This window comes from Ferribacterium limneticum (assembly GCF_020510585.1).
Classification (GTDB): domain Bacteria; phylum Pseudomonadota; class Gammaproteobacteria; order Burkholderiales; family Rhodocyclaceae; genus Azonexus.
The window spans coordinates 2,705,954-2,721,522 of the sequence record NZ_CP075190.1; the positions used below are offsets into that span (position 1 = coordinate 2,705,954).

Annotated in this window: 13 protein-coding genes; 7 read left to right on the forward strand and 6 right to left on the reverse strand. The window is 61.7% G+C overall.

What is annotated here, in order from left to right; genetic code table 11:
- Positions 1-99 precede the first annotated feature (99 nt).
- From KI613_RS13110 to ppk1, 3 genes are all read left to right on the forward strand, one after another.
- The gene (locus tag KI613_RS13110; protein ID WP_226400175.1) at positions 100-1,365 is read left to right on the forward strand and encodes a class I adenylate-forming enzyme family protein; all 1,266 of its coding nucleotides are present in this window, start codon (positions 100-102) and stop codon (positions 1,363-1,365) included.
- A complete protein-coding gene (locus KI613_RS13115; RefSeq protein ID WP_226400177.1) occupies positions 1,362-2,702 on the forward strand; it encodes an isochorismate synthase in 1,341 nt (446 codons plus the stop codon). The genes KI613_RS13110 and KI613_RS13115 overlap by 4 nt, the downstream gene beginning before the upstream one ends.
- A 125-nt stretch (positions 2,703-2,827) precedes the next feature.
- Entirely contained in the window at positions 2,828-4,909 is a 2,082-nt protein-coding gene (ppk1, locus tag KI613_RS13120; protein ID WP_226400179.1) for a polyphosphate kinase 1, read from the forward strand.
- Positions 4,910-4,972: 63 nt separating this feature from the next.
- Here ppk1 and KI613_RS13125 read toward each other — a convergent pair whose 3' ends face one another.
- From KI613_RS13125 to KI613_RS13135, 3 genes are all read right to left on the reverse strand, one after another.
- The gene (locus KI613_RS13125; protein ID WP_226400181.1) at positions 4,973-5,815 is read right to left on the reverse strand and encodes a hypothetical protein; all 843 of its coding nucleotides are present in this window, start codon (positions 5,813-5,815) and stop codon (positions 4,973-4,975) included.
- A gap of 117 nt (positions 5,816-5,932) precedes the next feature.
- Entirely contained in the window at positions 5,933-6,112 is a 180-nt protein-coding gene (locus KI613_RS13130) for a LiaI-LiaF-like domain-containing protein (RefSeq protein ID WP_226400183.1), read from the reverse strand.
- Positions 6,113-6,136: 24 nt separating this feature from the next.
- Positions 6,137-8,359 (reverse strand): RelA/SpoT family protein, encoded by a 2,223-nt coding sequence (locus KI613_RS13135; protein WP_226400185.1) that lies wholly within the window; start codon positions 8,357-8,359, stop codon positions 6,137-6,139.
- A 349-nt stretch (positions 8,360-8,708) separates the two neighbouring features.
- Between KI613_RS13135 and KI613_RS13140 the strand changes: the two genes are divergently transcribed.
- From KI613_RS13140 to KI613_RS13150, 3 genes are all read left to right on the forward strand, one after another.
- Positions 8,709-9,593: a DMT family transporter gene (locus KI613_RS13140; RefSeq protein ID WP_226400187.1), complete on the forward strand. Its 885-nt coding sequence runs from the start codon at positions 8,709-8,711 to the stop codon at positions 9,591-9,593.
- Positions 9,590-10,360, forward strand: coding sequence for a M90 family metallopeptidase (locus tag KI613_RS13145; RefSeq protein WP_226400189.1), 771 nt, complete (start codon positions 9,590-9,592; stop codon positions 10,358-10,360). The genes KI613_RS13140 and KI613_RS13145 overlap by 4 nt, the downstream gene beginning before the upstream one ends.
- 124 nt (positions 10,361-10,484) lie before the next feature.
- Positions 10,485-12,545 carry a PAS domain-containing hybrid sensor histidine kinase/response regulator gene (locus tag KI613_RS13150; protein ID WP_226400191.1) on the forward strand — a complete coding sequence of 687 codons (2,061 nt, stop codon included), beginning with the start codon at positions 10,485-10,487 and terminating at the stop codon, positions 12,543-12,545.
- On the opposite strand, the gene KI613_RS13155 is transcribed toward KI613_RS13150, so the two are convergent.
- From KI613_RS13155 to KI613_RS13165, 3 genes are read right to left on the reverse strand one after another with little or no spacing between them, the layout of a single operon-like run.
- Positions 12,519-13,280 (reverse strand): alpha/beta fold hydrolase, encoded by a 762-nt coding sequence (locus KI613_RS13155; RefSeq protein ID WP_226400193.1) that lies wholly within the window; start codon positions 13,278-13,280, stop codon positions 12,519-12,521. The genes KI613_RS13150 and KI613_RS13155 overlap by 27 nt on opposite strands.
- A complete protein-coding gene (locus KI613_RS13160; RefSeq protein ID WP_226400195.1) occupies positions 13,277-14,131 on the reverse strand; it encodes an alpha/beta fold hydrolase in 855 nt (284 codons plus the stop codon). The genes KI613_RS13155 and KI613_RS13160 overlap by 4 nt, the downstream gene beginning before the upstream one ends.
- Before the next feature lie 25 nt (positions 14,132-14,156).
- Entirely contained in the window at positions 14,157-14,459 is a 303-nt protein-coding gene (locus KI613_RS13165) for a ComEC/Rec2 family competence protein (protein ID WP_226400197.1), read from the reverse strand.
- Positions 14,460-14,517: 58 nt separating this feature from the next.
- Between KI613_RS13165 and KI613_RS13170 the strand changes: the two genes are divergently transcribed.
- Positions 14,518-15,522: a hypothetical protein gene (locus KI613_RS13170; RefSeq protein WP_226400199.1), complete on the forward strand. Its 1,005-nt coding sequence runs from the start codon at positions 14,518-14,520 to the stop codon at positions 15,520-15,522.
- The last annotated feature ends 47 nt before the right edge of the window (positions 15,523-15,569 follow it).

The following is a 15,569-nucleotide window of genomic DNA, read 5'->3' on the forward strand; positions in this document are numbered from 1 at the left end:
ACGCGGGGCATGCCGCCCCATCGAAGGCTGTTATCGTAAGGCATTTTCTTGATCTGTCTTGCCATGATGCAGGCTGGGCCTCTTTATAATCGAACGCGTATGGCAGCCCCCACCTCTCTGGCTCAGCATCTGCAACAGGCCGCGGCCGAAAATCCGCACGCCAGCGCCTTGTTGCACGTGGCACAGTGCTACAGCTTCGCCGAACTGGTCGATGACAGCCGTCATCTGGCCAGCCAGCTCGCCAACCGCCGGGGGCTGATCATCGTGGCTGGCGACAGCCTGCATCTGGCGCGCCATGCCTACGCCTGCAGTTTTCAAAATTGGCCGTTTTTTCCGGTTGACCGTAGCAATGCGCACCTGGAAATCAATCAGCCGCTTTCCGACGTTGCGCTGATCATTGCGACCAGTGGCAGTGAGGGAAATCCGCGCGCCGTGCTGCTCGGCAACGCCCAGCTCGACGCCGCTGCCGCCAATTCGAATGCCTGCCTGCCGCTGCACCCTGGCGATCTGTGGTTGAACTGCCTGCCGCTTTATCACATCGGAGGTCAGTCCATTTTGTGGCGCTGTGCCCGGGCCGGCGCCAGCGTGCTGCTCCACGATGGATTCGATGCCAAGCAGGTGGCCGCCGACCTCGCCACCCTTCCGGTCACGCACATTTCGCTGGTCCCGGCCATGCTCGCCCGGCTCCTCGACCTCGGCACCACCCCACCGGCCAGCCTGCGCGTTGCCCTGATCGGCGGCGCCGCGCTGGCGCAATCGCTTTACGACCGGGCCGTAGCCACCGGCTGGCCGCTCTACCCAAGCTACGGCATGAGCGAAACGGCGGCCCAGTTCGCCACTTTCGAGCCGGCCGACGGCGCCTGGCACGAAGGACTGGTCGGCCGACCGATGCCCGGCCATGAAATATGCATCGGCGCCGACGGCCGCCTGCAAGTGCGCGGGCCGCAGGTGATGCGCGGCTATCTCGACGGCAGCGGCATCGATGCGAACGGCTGGCTGACCACCGGCGACCTCGGCCGCATAGACGCCACCGGCCGCCTGAGCATCCTCGGTCGGGCCGACGACATGCTGATCAGCGGCGGCCGCAACGTGCATCCGCAGGAGGTTGAGTCCTGCCTCGCCGCCTGCCCCGGCGTCCTCGATGTCGCCGTCACCGGCCAGCCCGACCCGGTCTGGGGCGACCTCATCGTTGCCCTCGTCGTCGGCTCTGTCGCGCCGGACGACCTGCTCGCCCACGCCCGCCGCCATCTGCCATCGGCCGCCTTGCCGCGAAAAATCCACGCCATCGAGCGCCTGCCACGCAACGCCACCGGCAAGCTCGAACGCGCCACGCTACGCCGCCTCGCCGCCGAGACCGAACGATGATCCACGCCCTGCGCCGCTGCCTGAGCGCCCCGGAAACGCTGGCCCGGCTGGAAGCGCTGGCCGCCGGCGCGCCGGCCTCGGCCCCGGTCAGTCTGCGTCTTTTGCTCGACCGCGGCACGACTGACTGGCTGACGCTACTGCCGGCCGACGCACCCTACTGGTATCGCGCCCGCCCCGATCATCGCGAATATCGCCTGGCCATCGGCCATGCCCTGCACGTCACGAGCGCCGGCCCCAACCGGCTGGCCGCCCTCGACAACGCCTTCGCCGGCTTTTGCCGTGACTGGCGACGCAACGGTCCGGCCTTCGCTTTCGCCGGTTTCGCCTTCGATGCCGGCAACAACACGCCACTGCCCAACGCCCTGCTCGCCATCCCGGCCATCATGCTCGAATCGGTCGGCGGCGAATGCTCAGTCACGCTCAGCGCACCAGCCGGCCGCCTTGCCCAGGCCGCGGCCGAATGGCCGCACTGGCTCGCCACGCCGACCATCGCCAGCGCCCCGCCACAACGCCCAAGCCGCCTGGAAACACTGGCCGAACGGGCCTGGATAGCCCGCGTCAATGCCGCGCTGCGCGACATCGAGGCCGGCCGCGTCGACAAGATCGTCCTCGCCCGCAGCCGGACAATCGAGGCCGACGCACCATTTTCGGCCGCCACGGTGCTCGGCCAACTGCTTGCCCAGCAGCCATCGAGCGTTGTCTATGCCTACGGCAATGGTCAGCCCAGCTTCGTCGGCGCGACGCCCGAGCGGCTGGTCCGCCTCGTCGGCCAGCGCGTCGATGCCGATGCGCTGGCCGGCACTTCGTGGCCCGGTTCGCTGGCCCTGTCCGAAACCAAGAACCGCCACGAACAGGCGCTGGTCGTTCAGGCAGTCTGTGCGGCGCTCGTCCCGTTCTGTGAAAACCCGCCGATTGCCGAACCGGCGCGCGAACACGCGGCCGGCCAACTGCTCCATCTGCGCAGCCGGGTAGCTGCCACCGTCCACCCGGGGACAACGCTGTTCGAACTGGTCCGTGCCCTGCATCCAACCCCGGCCATCGGCGGCTTTCCCGTCGCCGCCGCACAAGCCTGGCTGGCCGAGCACCACGAGCAACGCAGCGGCTGGTACAGCGGCGGCATCGGCTTGCTGTCACCGGACGGCGACGGCGAATTCTCGGTCGCCCTGCGCTCGGCCCTGCTCGCCGGCAATACGGCCGAACTGCAGGCCGGTGCCGGCATTGTCGCCGGCTCCGACGCCCGGCACGAACTGGCCGAAACCACCGCCAAGCTGGGCACCTTGCTCGCCGCACTGGTCCCGCCGATCACGCCGGAATCCGGCGACAGTCTGCGCGCCTGAGAATTTGGCCAAATATTCCGGTTGACCGTGGCAATCAGCCTCAGAACGTCATCTCCCTGTAATCTTTATGCAACAAAATGATGGGCTTAAAGCCTATACTTCAGAAAAAACATGGAGATGATGTGATGCCCCATCCGCTGCCAAAGCCGCGCTTCCCGACCGAAAATTACCTCAACCGCGAACTCGGCTTGCTCGCCTTCAATCGGCGCGTTCTGGCCCAGGCTGAGGACGAGCGCATGCCGCTGCTCGAACGCCTGCGCTTCCTGTGCATCGTCTCCAGCAACCTCGACGAATTCTTCGAAATCCGCATGGCCGGGCTCAAGGAGCAGGTCAAGGCACACGCCACCGTGGTCACCACCGACGGCAAGACGGCCCAGGAGGCCTACCGGCTGGTCTCGGCCGAGGCGCACGCCATCGTCACCGAACAATACCAGCACCTCAACGACATCATCCTGCCGGCGCTGGCCAACGAGGGCATCCGCTTCCTGCGCCGGTCGACGTGGAACGAGGCGCAGCGCGAGTGGATCCGCAATTATTTCATCCGCGAAATGGTGCCGGTGCTGACACCGATCGGGCTCGACCCATCGCACCCCTTCCCGAAAGTGCTGAACAAGAGTTTGAACTTTGCCATCGAACTCGAAGGCAAGGACGCCTTCGGGCGCAGTTCCAACGCCGCCATCGTCCAGGCGCCGCGCGTCCTGCCGCGCGTCATCCGCTTGCCCGAGGAACTGGCCGGCTGCGAGTACGGATTCGTTTTCCTGTCGTCCATCCTCCATGAATTCGTCGGCGAACTATTCACCGGCATGACCGTGCTCGGCTGCTACCAGTTCCGCGCCACGCGCAATTCCGACCTCTTCGTCGATGAAGAAGAAGTCACCAACCTGCGCACCAAGCTGCAGGGCGAATTGCCACAACGCCATTTCGGCAACGCCGTGCGGCTTGAAGTCGCCAACAACTGCTCGGAGGCGATGGCCGAATTCCTGCTCGCCCAGTTTGCCCTCAAGCCGGCCGATCTTTTCCGCGTCAATGGGCCGGTCAATCTCGTCCGCCTCATGCAGGTGCCGGACTGGGTCGATCGCCCGGACATGAAATTCCGCCCCTTCGTGCCCGGCCTGCCCAAGGTCGTCGGCAAAGGCGTCAATATTTTCGACACCATCCGCAAGACCGACGTCCTGCTCCATCACCCCTACCAGTCCTTCGCGCCGGTCATCGAGTTTCTCAACCAGGCGGCAACCGACCCGCAGGTGGTCGCCATCAAGATGACGGTCTACCGCACCGGCACCGACTCGGTACTCATGGAATCGCTGATCCGCGCCGCCCAGAACGGCAAGGAAGTCACCGTCGTCGTCGAACTGATGGCCCGTTTTGACGAGGAAGCCAACATCAGCTGGGCGACCAAGCTCGAAGACGTCGGCGCCCACGTCGTTTATGGCGTCGTCGGCTACAAGACCCACGCCAAGGCGCTGCTCATCGTGCGCCGCGAAGACGGCGGCCTCAAGCGCTACGCCCACCTCGGCACCGGCAACTACCACCCGCGCACCGCCCGCCTCTATTCCGACTTCGGCCTGATGACGGCCAACGAAGAAATCACCAACGACGTCAGCGAAGTGTTCAAGCAACTGACCGGACTGGGCAAGGCGCGCACGCTCAAACACCTGTGGCAGGCACCGTTCACGCTGCAACAGAATGTCGTCGCCGGCATCCGCGCCGAAACCGAAACGGCCAAGGCCGGTGGCAAGGCGCGCATCGTCGCCAAGATGAATTCGCTGCTCGAACCGGAAGTCATCGACGCGCTCTACCAGGCGTCACAGGCCGGTGTCGAGATCGACCTCATCATCCGTGGCGTCTGCGCACTGCGTCCTGGCGTTCCTGGGCTTTCCGAGAAGATTCGGGTGCGTTCGATCATCGGCCGTTTCCTCGAGCACCACCGGATTTTCTACTTCCTCGCCGGTGGCAAGGAAACCGTCTATCTCTCCAGCGCCGACTGGATGGACCGCAATTTCTTCAAGCGCATCGAACTCGCCTTCCCCATCCTCGACCCCAAACTCAAAAAGCGCGTCATCACCGAAGGCCTCAAGTTCTACTTGGCCGACAACCAGCAAGGCTGGGACATGAACAGCCAGGGCATCTACCACCGCCGCCGCTCGACACGCAGCAAGCCGCACAACGCCCAGGGCGAATTGATGGTGACGCTGGGTACCAGTTGATCGAGACTTCCACGGTCAACCGGAAATAACGGCAAAAATTGAAATGCGGCTCACGGGCTGCAATCAATCAGGCGCTGCCGCATTCGTAAAAGGCGTCCAGGTTTTGCCGTCGAGTTGTTTGCGTTTGGCGTCTTCCACCAACAGCATGGCGAGTGCATTGACCTGTCTCTCACTCATGCCCGAGAGAAGCGTGACGAGCTCGTATCCCAGCTCCTGCTTCGGTCCTCCGCGCCGTTTCAACAATGGCAGGATGGTTGAACTGGCCACCCGGTAGCCCAACCGGTAGGGCGCAAAAAACGGTTTGTTGTCGCCAATGAGACGCGCCCGATTATCGATGGACTGCCACGCATACCAAAGGTCCCCCGTCTTGGCCATCATCAGGTAACCCTGCACATTGGCCTTGCTCTCTTCCAGCTCCCTGTCCTTGTAGCCCCGGTCGCAATGGGACCGCTCATGCCATTGCACGAAGGTTGTATCGTCCAGGGCGACAGCGGTCTCTTTCGACACGAACACCCGGCACACGCCGTCCGCTGTGGCGCGGCGAGCGAATGACAAGCCGGCCTTTACGCCATTTTCCGCGGATACCAAACCGGTAGCGATGACCTGGACGCGCGGCGTCGTGGGTGGCGTCGGCTCGATGCGCAACGGAGTGAAGCCCAACAGCTCAAGTACAGCCGGGGGCAGCTCCTCGACCAGATTTGCCGGACTGTCGTAATTCTCCGGCTGATCCCACTGCATGGGCGTGACTTTCGGCGGCGGATCCTTCTTGTCCAGAAACAGTCGTGACCGGGCCGACGTTGATAGCTCCGCGGCAGGCGCCGTCTGCGCGACGGTGAGTAAACAAAGCGCAGTCAGCGTCAGCACAAGTGGCCGGCAGAACAGGAAATGCGTTTCAGGCAAAGGCATACGCACGCAGACGACAAGGGATGAAGAACTGGATTCTACTGCCGCGCCCATGCAAAATGATTTTACGGGATGCGATAGCACCCTTGGCCGGTCCTGCAACACAGCCAAGCAGCTGAATCAGCTGTGCTTCCCGCCCTCATCCGGCGTAAAGAACAAGCCGATGCCCAGCGCAATCAGCACCAGCGGCCACCATTTCTTGATCAGCCCGACCAGATCCAGCTCAAACAAGTCGAGATTGACGGCTAGGGCGATGGCGCCGATGGCGATCAAGGCGATGGCTGCAAAGTTGCCTTTCATGCTTTCTCCCGGTTAGCCGACCGCTCAGGCGCGGCGCACGCCGACGACGCCTTCGACTTCGTGGATCAGCGTCAGCGTCTTCTGCATTTGTTGCAGATTGGTGATCTCGACGGTGAAGCTCATGTGCGCCTTACCCTGCTTGGATTGGGTGTTGACGCCGATGACATTGAGCCGCTCACGCGTGAATATTTCTGAAATGTCGCGCAGCAGGCCCTGGCGGTCGTGGGCGTCGACAATGATGTCGGCGGCAAAGACGCCGGTCGTCGTCAGACCCCAGTCGGTTTCAATGACCCGTTCCGGATGCAGGGCGGCGAGATTGGAAAAATTGGGGCAGTCCATGCGGTGGATCGAAATGCCCTTGCCGCGCGTGATGAAGCCCTGGATTTCGTCGGGCGGGGCCGGCTTGCAGCAACGGGCGAGTTGCGTCAGCAGCTTGTCAACGCCAACGATCAGGATGCCCTGGTTGCCCTGGACCGGCTTGCTCGGTTTGGTCAGCACCTCGTCCGGCAGCTGGGTTTCGGCCAGCAGATCACCGCCCTTGGCGACGGCCTGGAATTGCCGCTGGTTGAGGTCACCCCGGGCGGCAGCGATGTACAGGTCGTCAGCCTTGGCAAAGCCCAGCTTGTGGGACAGTTCTTCGAGATTCGCCCCGGTCTGGCCGGCCCGCTGCAACTCCTTGGCGATCAGGCCACGGCCTTCGCCCAGTGTTTCTTCGAGTGCCAGATTGGAGAACCACGCGCGCACCTTGACCCGGGCGCTCTTGGTGTGGATGTAGCCGAGCAGCGGGTTGAGCCAGTCGCGCGACGGGCCGCCGACCTTGGCGGTGACGATCTCGACTTCCTGCCCGGTTTCGAGCGCCGTGTTGAGCGGGATCAGATGGCCGGCGACCTTGGCGCCCCGGCAACGGTGGCCGAGATCGGTATGCACGCGGTAGGCGAAATCGACTGGCGTCGAGCCGGCCGGCAGGTCGACAACCTTGCCCTGCGGCGTGATGACGTAGATCGTCTCGTCGAGCGCCGCCTGCTTGTAGTGCTTGACCCAGTCCGAGCTATCGGCGACTTCGTCCTTCCAGGTCAGCAGCTGACGTAGCCAGGCGATCTTCTCGTCGTAGTCGTCCTCGGCATTGCGCTTGGTGCCTTCCTTGTAGCGCCAGTGGGCGGCGACGCCGAGCTCGGCGTGCTTGTGCATGTCCCAGGTGCGGATCTGGATTTCCAGGCTGCGCCCGTCCGGGCAGCGCACGGCGGTATGCAGCGAGCGGTAGTAATTGCCCTTGGGATTCGAGATGTAGTCGTCGAATTCCTTGGGAATCGGCAGCCACAAATTGTGCACGATGCCGAGCGCGGTGTAGCACTCCTTGAGGTCGTCGACGATGATGCGCAGGGCGCGCACGTCATAAACCTCGGAGAACTCGACGCCCTTTTTGCGCATCTTGTTCCAGATGCTGTAGATATGCTTCGGCCGGCCGTAGATCTCGGCATTTTGTACACCAGCCGCTTCGAGTTCCTCGCGCACTTTGGCCACGGCATCGACGATGAACTGCTCGCGTTCGCTGCGTTTTTCGTCGAGCAGTTTGGCCAGCTTCTTGTAGGTATCCGGGTGAATGAAGCGGAAGGACAAATCTTCCAGCTCCCATTTCAATTCCCAGACGCCGAGCCGGTTGGCCAGCGGCGAATAGAGTTCCAGCGTCTCGCGCGCCACCTGAACGCGCAGGTCGTCCGGATGCGAGGCGTAAAAGCGCAGGGTCTGCGTCCGGCTGGCCAGGCGCAGCAGCACGACGCGAATATCCTCGACCATGGCCAGCAGCATCTTGCGCAGCACTTCGATCTGCGCCTTCATCTCGACCGGATTGACCTCGCCAGCCTCGATGTTGGTGGCGACAAAGCCCTTGGCAATCGGCCGCAGCTTGTTGAGGCGCGAAATGCCCTGGACGAGATGCGCCGCCGGCTTGCCGAAACGCGTTTCGATGCTGGCGATGCCGTGCTCGTCCTGGGCCGGAATGGCGAAGAGCAGCGCGGCAATGCGTGATTCGACGTCAAGCTTGAGGCCGGTGATGATCACCGCCATACCCAGCGCGTGGGACCAGATACGCTCGCCGCTGCCCAGCTGGCGTTCGCCATAGGTGGTCCAGGCGTACTCGACGGCAGATTTTAGACGTTCCGCATCGGCAGGGGCCAAACCCTCTGCCAACGTGACCAGGAACTGTTCGAAGTCGCTTTGCGAGGCGACAGAATGGACGACGGAAACCATGACGCAATTATAAGACCGATCACCCGGAGCCGGCATGACAAGCGCCAAATTGCCCTCAACCCGGCCACGCAGCCCGAGCCACAGCCTGATCAGGCATAATCCTTGAAACCTCAGTTGACCACTTATCCATCCTTGACCTGCCACATGAATGCGAGCCTTTGTGCCTTCGATGCCATTCACCCGTTGGATGACAGCGCTACGCGGCCGCTGGCATGTCTGGTCGGGCGTCCGGCTTTGTCGCTTCTCCTTGCAGGCATGAGCCTGCTGCGTCGTCGCTTCGCGCCTGCCATCCCGCCCAGGCGCACCATCAGCCGCGCCCAACTGAGGTTTCAAGGATAATCCGGCGACAATGAAAAAACCGTTCGCCAACCCTTACCTGCTGTTGATCCTGACCGTTCTGTTCTGGTCAGGGAACATGGTCATCGGCCGCGGCGCCCGCGGCGATATACCTCCACTGGGCTTTGCCTTCTGGCGGTGGACCATCGCCTTCGCGCTGATCCTGCCGCTGGCCCTGCCGCACCTCAAAGCCCAATGGCCGCTACTGAAAAAAGGCTGGCGCCCCTTGCTCGTGCTCGGCCTGCTCGGCGTCGGCGGCTACAACACCTTCGCCTACATCGCCCTGCAGGACACCAGTGCAACCAATGCGGCGCTGCTCAACTCCTTCGTGCCGATCGCCACCATCGCCATCTCCTGGGCCTTTCTCGGCAAACACCTGCGGCGGATCGAAGGCATCGGCGTCGTCATTTCGCTGTGCGGCGCGCTGACTATCGTGTCGCGCGGCGACCTGGCCGTACTCGCCCATCTCAACCTCAACATCGGCGACGTCTGGATGCTCGTTGCCGTTCTCGACTGGGCTATCTACACCGTCGCCCTGGCCTGGCGCCCGGCCGGCGTGCACCCGATGCTCATGCTCGGCGCAACCACCGCCATCGGCCTCTGCGCGCTCGGCCCGGCCTACGCCTGGGAACTGGCGCAAGGCCGGCACATCAATATTCACCTCGGCTCGCTGACCGCGCTGGCCTACGTCGGCATCTTCCCGAGCTTCCTCGGCTACATTTTTTACAACAAAGGCGTCGCCGAAGTCGGCGCCAACAAGGCCAGCCTGTTCATTCACCTCATGCCGGTTTTCGGGACGCTGCTCTCCTTCCTGTTCCTCGGCGAGATTCCGTTCTGGTACCACTATTTCGGCATCGCCCTGATCTTCTCGGGCATCTGGCTGACGATGAAAAAATGAGGCGTTGGCTCGACAAACTGCGCGGCAAGAGGGTGGCGGAGATTCCCGACGCCTTGTGGGCGAGCACCGTCGCTGCCCTGCCCTTTCTCGACGATCTCACGGTCAACGAGAAAAAAGAGCTAAAAATGAAAGCCGAAGCGTTTCTCGCCGAGAAGGAATTCAGCACCGCCGGCGGCCTCGATCTGACCGACGAAATCTGCGTTTCGATCGCCGCCCAGGGCTGCCTGCCCATCCTCAATCTCGGGCTGGCAGCCTACCGCGAGTGGGTCGGCATCGTCGTCTATCCCGACGAATTCGTCGTGCCGCGCCGCATCGAGGACGAATCCGGCGTCGTCCACGAATACGATGACGTGCTCTCCGGCGAAGCCTGGGACGGCGGCCCGCTGATCATTTCGTGGCATGACGTGCAAATGGCCGGCGACGGCTACAACGTCGTGATCCACGAATTCGCCCACAAGCTGGACATGCTCAACGGCGAGCCGGACGGCATGCCGGCCCTGCACTCCGGCATCACGGAAACGGAATGGCAAGCCAAGTTTGCCGACGCCTATGACAACTTCTGCCAGCGCGTGGACAGCGGCGAAGATACGCCTATCGATCCCTATGCCAGCACCGACCTGGCGGAATTTTTCGCCGTGCTGAGCGAAAGCTTCTTCGACGTCCCCGATGTCGTCGCCGAAGAATACCCGGCCATCTACGGCCTGCTCTGCCGCTACTACCGTCAGGACCCGCTGACCCGCCAGCTGAACAGCCGACCAGATCATTAACCGCGCCTTGCCTCGGCTGACGGCTACCAGAACGATAGACGAGCTAGCGGCACGGTGAATCCCCACACCGTCGACAGGGGTATGATGTTTGGCCATAACCGACCAGCCCCAAAAAACCCGTTCGATGTCATTCGAAACGCAAAGCGAATCGTTCCGCGCCACCTTGCACAGCGCCATCCTCAATGAGGCGCCGGATGGCATTCTGGTCGTTACCCAGGAAAACACGGTTGCCTCGGTCAACGAGCGCTTTTTCTCGGTGTGGAACATTCCCTGCCCGGCCTCGCCGCTGGACGCACTGATCGGCACCTCGGACACCCCCATTCTCGAACAGGTGCTGGCCTGTGTCCGCGACAGCGAACCCTTCCTGGCGCGTATCCGTACCCTTTACGCCGACCCAAGCCTGAAAGACGACTGCAACATCCCGCTCAAGGACGGACGCACCCTCCAGCGTCATTCGGCCGCGCTGCGTGGCGATGACGGACGCTACATGGGCCGGGTGTGGTTCTTCCGCGACATCAGCGACATTGTCCGCTCGCAGCAGGCCAGGGAGGACAGCGAAAGGCGCTACGCCACCGCCTTTGAAACGACGCCCGACGCCATTGCCATTACCAGCCTGCAGGACGGCATTTACATCGACGTCAACCAGGCTTTCCTCGACATGAGCGGCTATACGCGCCAGGAGTTGATTGGCCATAGTTCGCTGGCACTATCGATCTGGGCCAACCCGCAGGACCGCGAGAATTTCAGCCAGAAACTGCGTGAGAAAAAGTCACGCTTGAACTTCGAAGCCCGCTTTCGCAAAAAGTGCGGCGAATTATTCTGGGGCATGTTCTCGGTCTCGCCGATGAGCTTCAACGGCCAGCCTTGCCTGCTTTCCATCACGCGCGACGTGACCCAGGCCAAGGCGGCCCAGGATGAACTGGCCAGCCATCGCGACCGCCTCGAACAGCTCGTTGCCGAGCGCACGGTCGAACTCTCGCGGGCCAAGGAAGCAGCCGAAACGGCCAGCATTGCGAAAAGCGCCTTTCTGGCCAATATGAGCCATGAGATACGGACACCGCTCAATGCCGTCACTGGCATGGCCCACCTGATCCGACGTGGCGGGCTGACCCCGACGCAGGTCGGACAGCTCGACAAACTGGAAAATGCCGGCCAACACCTGCTCAGCATAATCAACGCCATTCTCGAGTTGTCGAAGATCGAGGCCGGAAAACTGATTCTCGCCGAAACGCCCGTCCACATCGGGCAGATTCTCGATAACGTCCTGGCCATGCTGCAAACTGCCGCCCAGGCCAAGCACCTTAATCTGGCCAGCGAAACCGAAAATCTGCCGCCCAATCTGCTGGGCGACCCGACTGCGCTGCACCAGGCCCTTCTCAACTACGCCGCCAATGCCGTCAAATTTACCGATGTCGGCAAGGTCAAGCTGCGTGTCGGCCTGCTGGCCGACGAAGAGGATAGTGTGGTGCTGCGCTTTGAAGTGGAGGACAGCGGCATCGGCATCCCGGCCGAAGCGATGCCCAGATTGTTTTCGGCCTTCGAACAAGCCGACAACACATTGACCCGAAAATACGGCGGAACCGGCCTCGGGCTGGCCATTACCCGCAAGCTGGCCGAGCACATGGGGGGGACGGCCGGGGCCAGCAGCACACCGGGTCAAGGCAGTACTTTCTGGTTTACCGCCCGCCTGAAAAAAGGGAGCCAGGCTCTCCCGAATATCCCGGACGTTACCCCCAGCGATCCCGAAACCCGTTTGGCCCGGGACTATTCGGGACGTCGCATCCTGCTCGTCGAGGATGAACCGATCAACCGCGAGATTGCCGAGCAGATTCTGGCCGAGGCCGGACTATCCATCGAAACAGCCGAGGACGGCGAACAAGCAGTCGACCTGGTCCGCCGCAACAATTACGACCTGATCCTCATGGACGTCCAGATGCCAACCCTCGACGGGCTGGCGGCAACCCGGCTGATTCGGTCCCTGCCCAAGGGCCGGCAGGTGCCGGTCATCGCCATGACAGCCAACGCCTATGCCGAGGATCGCGCCCTTTGCCTGGCCGCCGGCATGAACGACTTCATTTCCAAACCGGCCAGCCCCGAACTGCTCTTTGCCACAGTACTCAACTGGCTGGAAAAGGCCGACCCAGAACTTCGGGCCGGTTCAGAACTTGGCTGCGAAGGCAACTAGGGCGGCCAATACCGGACCCTCCTGATCACGATGCGGCGAGTGGCCGCACTCGGGCAGTTTGAGCAATTGCGTGGCGGGTAGCTGTTCGGCAATCACGTCGATCTGGCGCATCGTGGCGTATTCGTCATCCTCGCCCTGGATGGCGAGCACCGGGCAGCGGATTTTCGGCAGGTAGGCCTCGATATTCCAGTCGCGGAATGCCGGCGACAACCAGGTGTCGTTCCAGTCGCTGAACACCCGCTCGGTCTGCGCATGATGGTAACGCGCCAGTTTTTTCGGCAAATCGGTCGTTTGCCAGGCCGTCCTGGCCTCGCGAATGCCAGCCAGCGTGACCTCCTCGACAAACTCGTGCGGGGCCATGACAGCAACACCGAGCGGCACATCCGGGAAGGCACCGGCGAAGATCAGCGCGATGCTGCCGCCGTCGCTGTGGCCGATGAGCAGCGGTCGTTCGATCTCCAGCGCGGCGAGCAGGGCCGGCAATATTTCCTCGCCCTCGCGGTGCATGTAGCGCGGCGTACGCGGCTCCGGGTAGGCCTCTGAACCGCCGTAGCCGGCGCGCGACCAGACGATCAATCGGCAACCAGTCGCCGCCGCCAGCTTTTCCGGAAAATGCCGCCACATGCTGACGCAACCCAGGCCTTCGTGCAGAAGCAACAAAGTCGGCCGCCCTTCAGCGGTGGCCGGGTAATCGCGATATTCGAGCTTCAGCCCGTGAACAACGACGTGCTTCATGCGCTCAACAGGAAATCGCGAACAACGGCAATCTGGTCCTCCGACTGGAACATCGGCGCATGGCCGACGCCTTCAATTTCGGCCAGTTTTGCCTGTGGACCGCAGGAGGCCATCTTTTGCCAGGTGTCGCGGGTCAGCAGGTCGGACTGAGCGCCGCGAATGACCAGCGTCGGGCATTTGATCTGCTCGTAGAGCGGCCAGAGGTCGACATCCTTGTCGGCAAAGGCGGCCCGGAACGGCTCGGCGATCAGCGGATCGTAACGAAAGCGCCAGCGGCCATCGGCGCCCTGGACAATGCCGGTCTCGGTCAGGTGGTACCACTGCGCCTCGGTCAGCGCACCGAAGGGCTCGCTGACGAATTTGACGAAAGCCAGTGCCTCGTCGAAAGTTGCCCAGTCCGGGTTGGCGCCGACATAAGTGCCAATGCGTTGCAGCGATTCGGCGGTGATCACCGGCCCGACATCGTTGAGCACCATCTTGCGGACCGGCGAGCCTTCCTGTGCCGCCAGCCCCATGCCGATCAGCCCGCCCATCGAGGTGCCGACCCAATGCACGCTCTCGACGTTCAGGCGGGCGATCAGCGTCACCATGTCGGCGACGTATTGCGGGATGACGTAAGCCGCCGGGTCACGCAAATGGCCGCTCTGGCCGCGGCCGACGACATCCGGGCAAATGACGCGATAGTGCCCGGACATGGCTTCGGCCAGCGCGTCGAAATCGCGCCCGTTGCGGGTCAGGCCATGCACGCAGATCAGCACGCGCGGATTGTCGCGGGCGCCCCACTCGGTGTAAGCCATCCGGTGCAGGCCTGACGGGCCAAGGCATTGCACGATCTGTTGCTTGAATTGCATGATTTTCTCCTCCGCTGCCAATGTATCACCGGCCATGCCAATACCGGCGATGTTCAGTTCGCCATCCTGACAAGGCAACAGCGCCCTCACCCAGCCGGATGCGCACGGCGCCATCGCGGTCGGTTCGCCAGATGTTTGCACCCATTGCCTCATAGCGCGCCAGCACTTCGCTCTTTGGATGACCGAAACGGTTGCGATAGCCGACCGGAATAACCGTTTCGGCTGCGCCGACCGCCTGCAGGAAAACCGGCGTCGATGAGGTCTTTGAACCATGGTGCGGCATGAGCAGGATATCGGCCGCCAACCCATCCGGATAGCGCTGGAGCAACTGTGACTAGATCCTTTTCTGTTCCCTCTTACTAACCCAATTCCATTCCAAACTTCCGATGAAAAAACCAATTATTCTTGCCTCTCGCGCTTACGAGCAAAGCATTACAGAGCCGCGAGCCAAACCATTAGGCAAATCCATGCCGGCAGTCGAATCTCTAAATTCGGTGTCGCCCGATGGAAGAACGGCTCGTAATATGATGTCTGCTTTCTCCATTTGTAGTCTCCAAGATATGCTGAATCTTCCAATAGGAAAGTTGCTGACTGCGCATAGCAACTTGAGTATGTTCATTCAAGCCATTTCGGAAGCGAATGACGTACAGGTCACGACGGATAGTTACTGTGACCTAAAACGCCATACCCAAAGTTTACTTGATGCATGTAGTGACATCGGCCTACCGGTCACCAAAGCAGCCGTCTCCGAGTTCGCTGAAGAATTAAATCGTGCCGAACAGATCGGGCAGTTATTTGGGTTCCGCGGAGATAGTTTTCTTCGAATGAGGGCACGTCTACAAGCTTCGATGACGTGCCTTAGCTATGAATCCACCTTAAAAACGGCGCTGATTATGCCACCTCGTATGGCGGACTTCTACGAGCCACCAACCCCGCTATTCGGTGCAGAAGTGCAGTCGCAATTTCCATCATTGGCGTACGAAATTGAAGAGGCGGGGAAGTGCTTTGCCGTAGGGCGGAGTACGGCCGCAGTGTTTCATTTGATGAGGGTAATGGAGGCCGGAATTTATGCAGTCTCAAGGTGCCTCGACATTCCCGACCCTATCAAGGGTTCAGACAAAAACTGGGGAAGGATGCTTAAAAATATTCGAGAGACCTGCGCTTCCCGAATCTCCGAAGGGCCCATAAAATGGGCAAACAATGGGGATAAGGCCTATTTTGATGCCACTTACGCTATTCTTGACGCAGTAAGGAATGCGTGGAGAAATACAACTATGCATATAGAAAACAAATATATGCCTCACGAAGCGGAGCAAATATTCATCGCTGTTCGTAGCTTTATGATGAAGCTCGCATCCCGGATGGACGAACAAGGCCAGCCACTTGCTTAATAAGGCTTAACTGGAATTCCCCGTAGCATTGTTTATGGGGGGCGCCT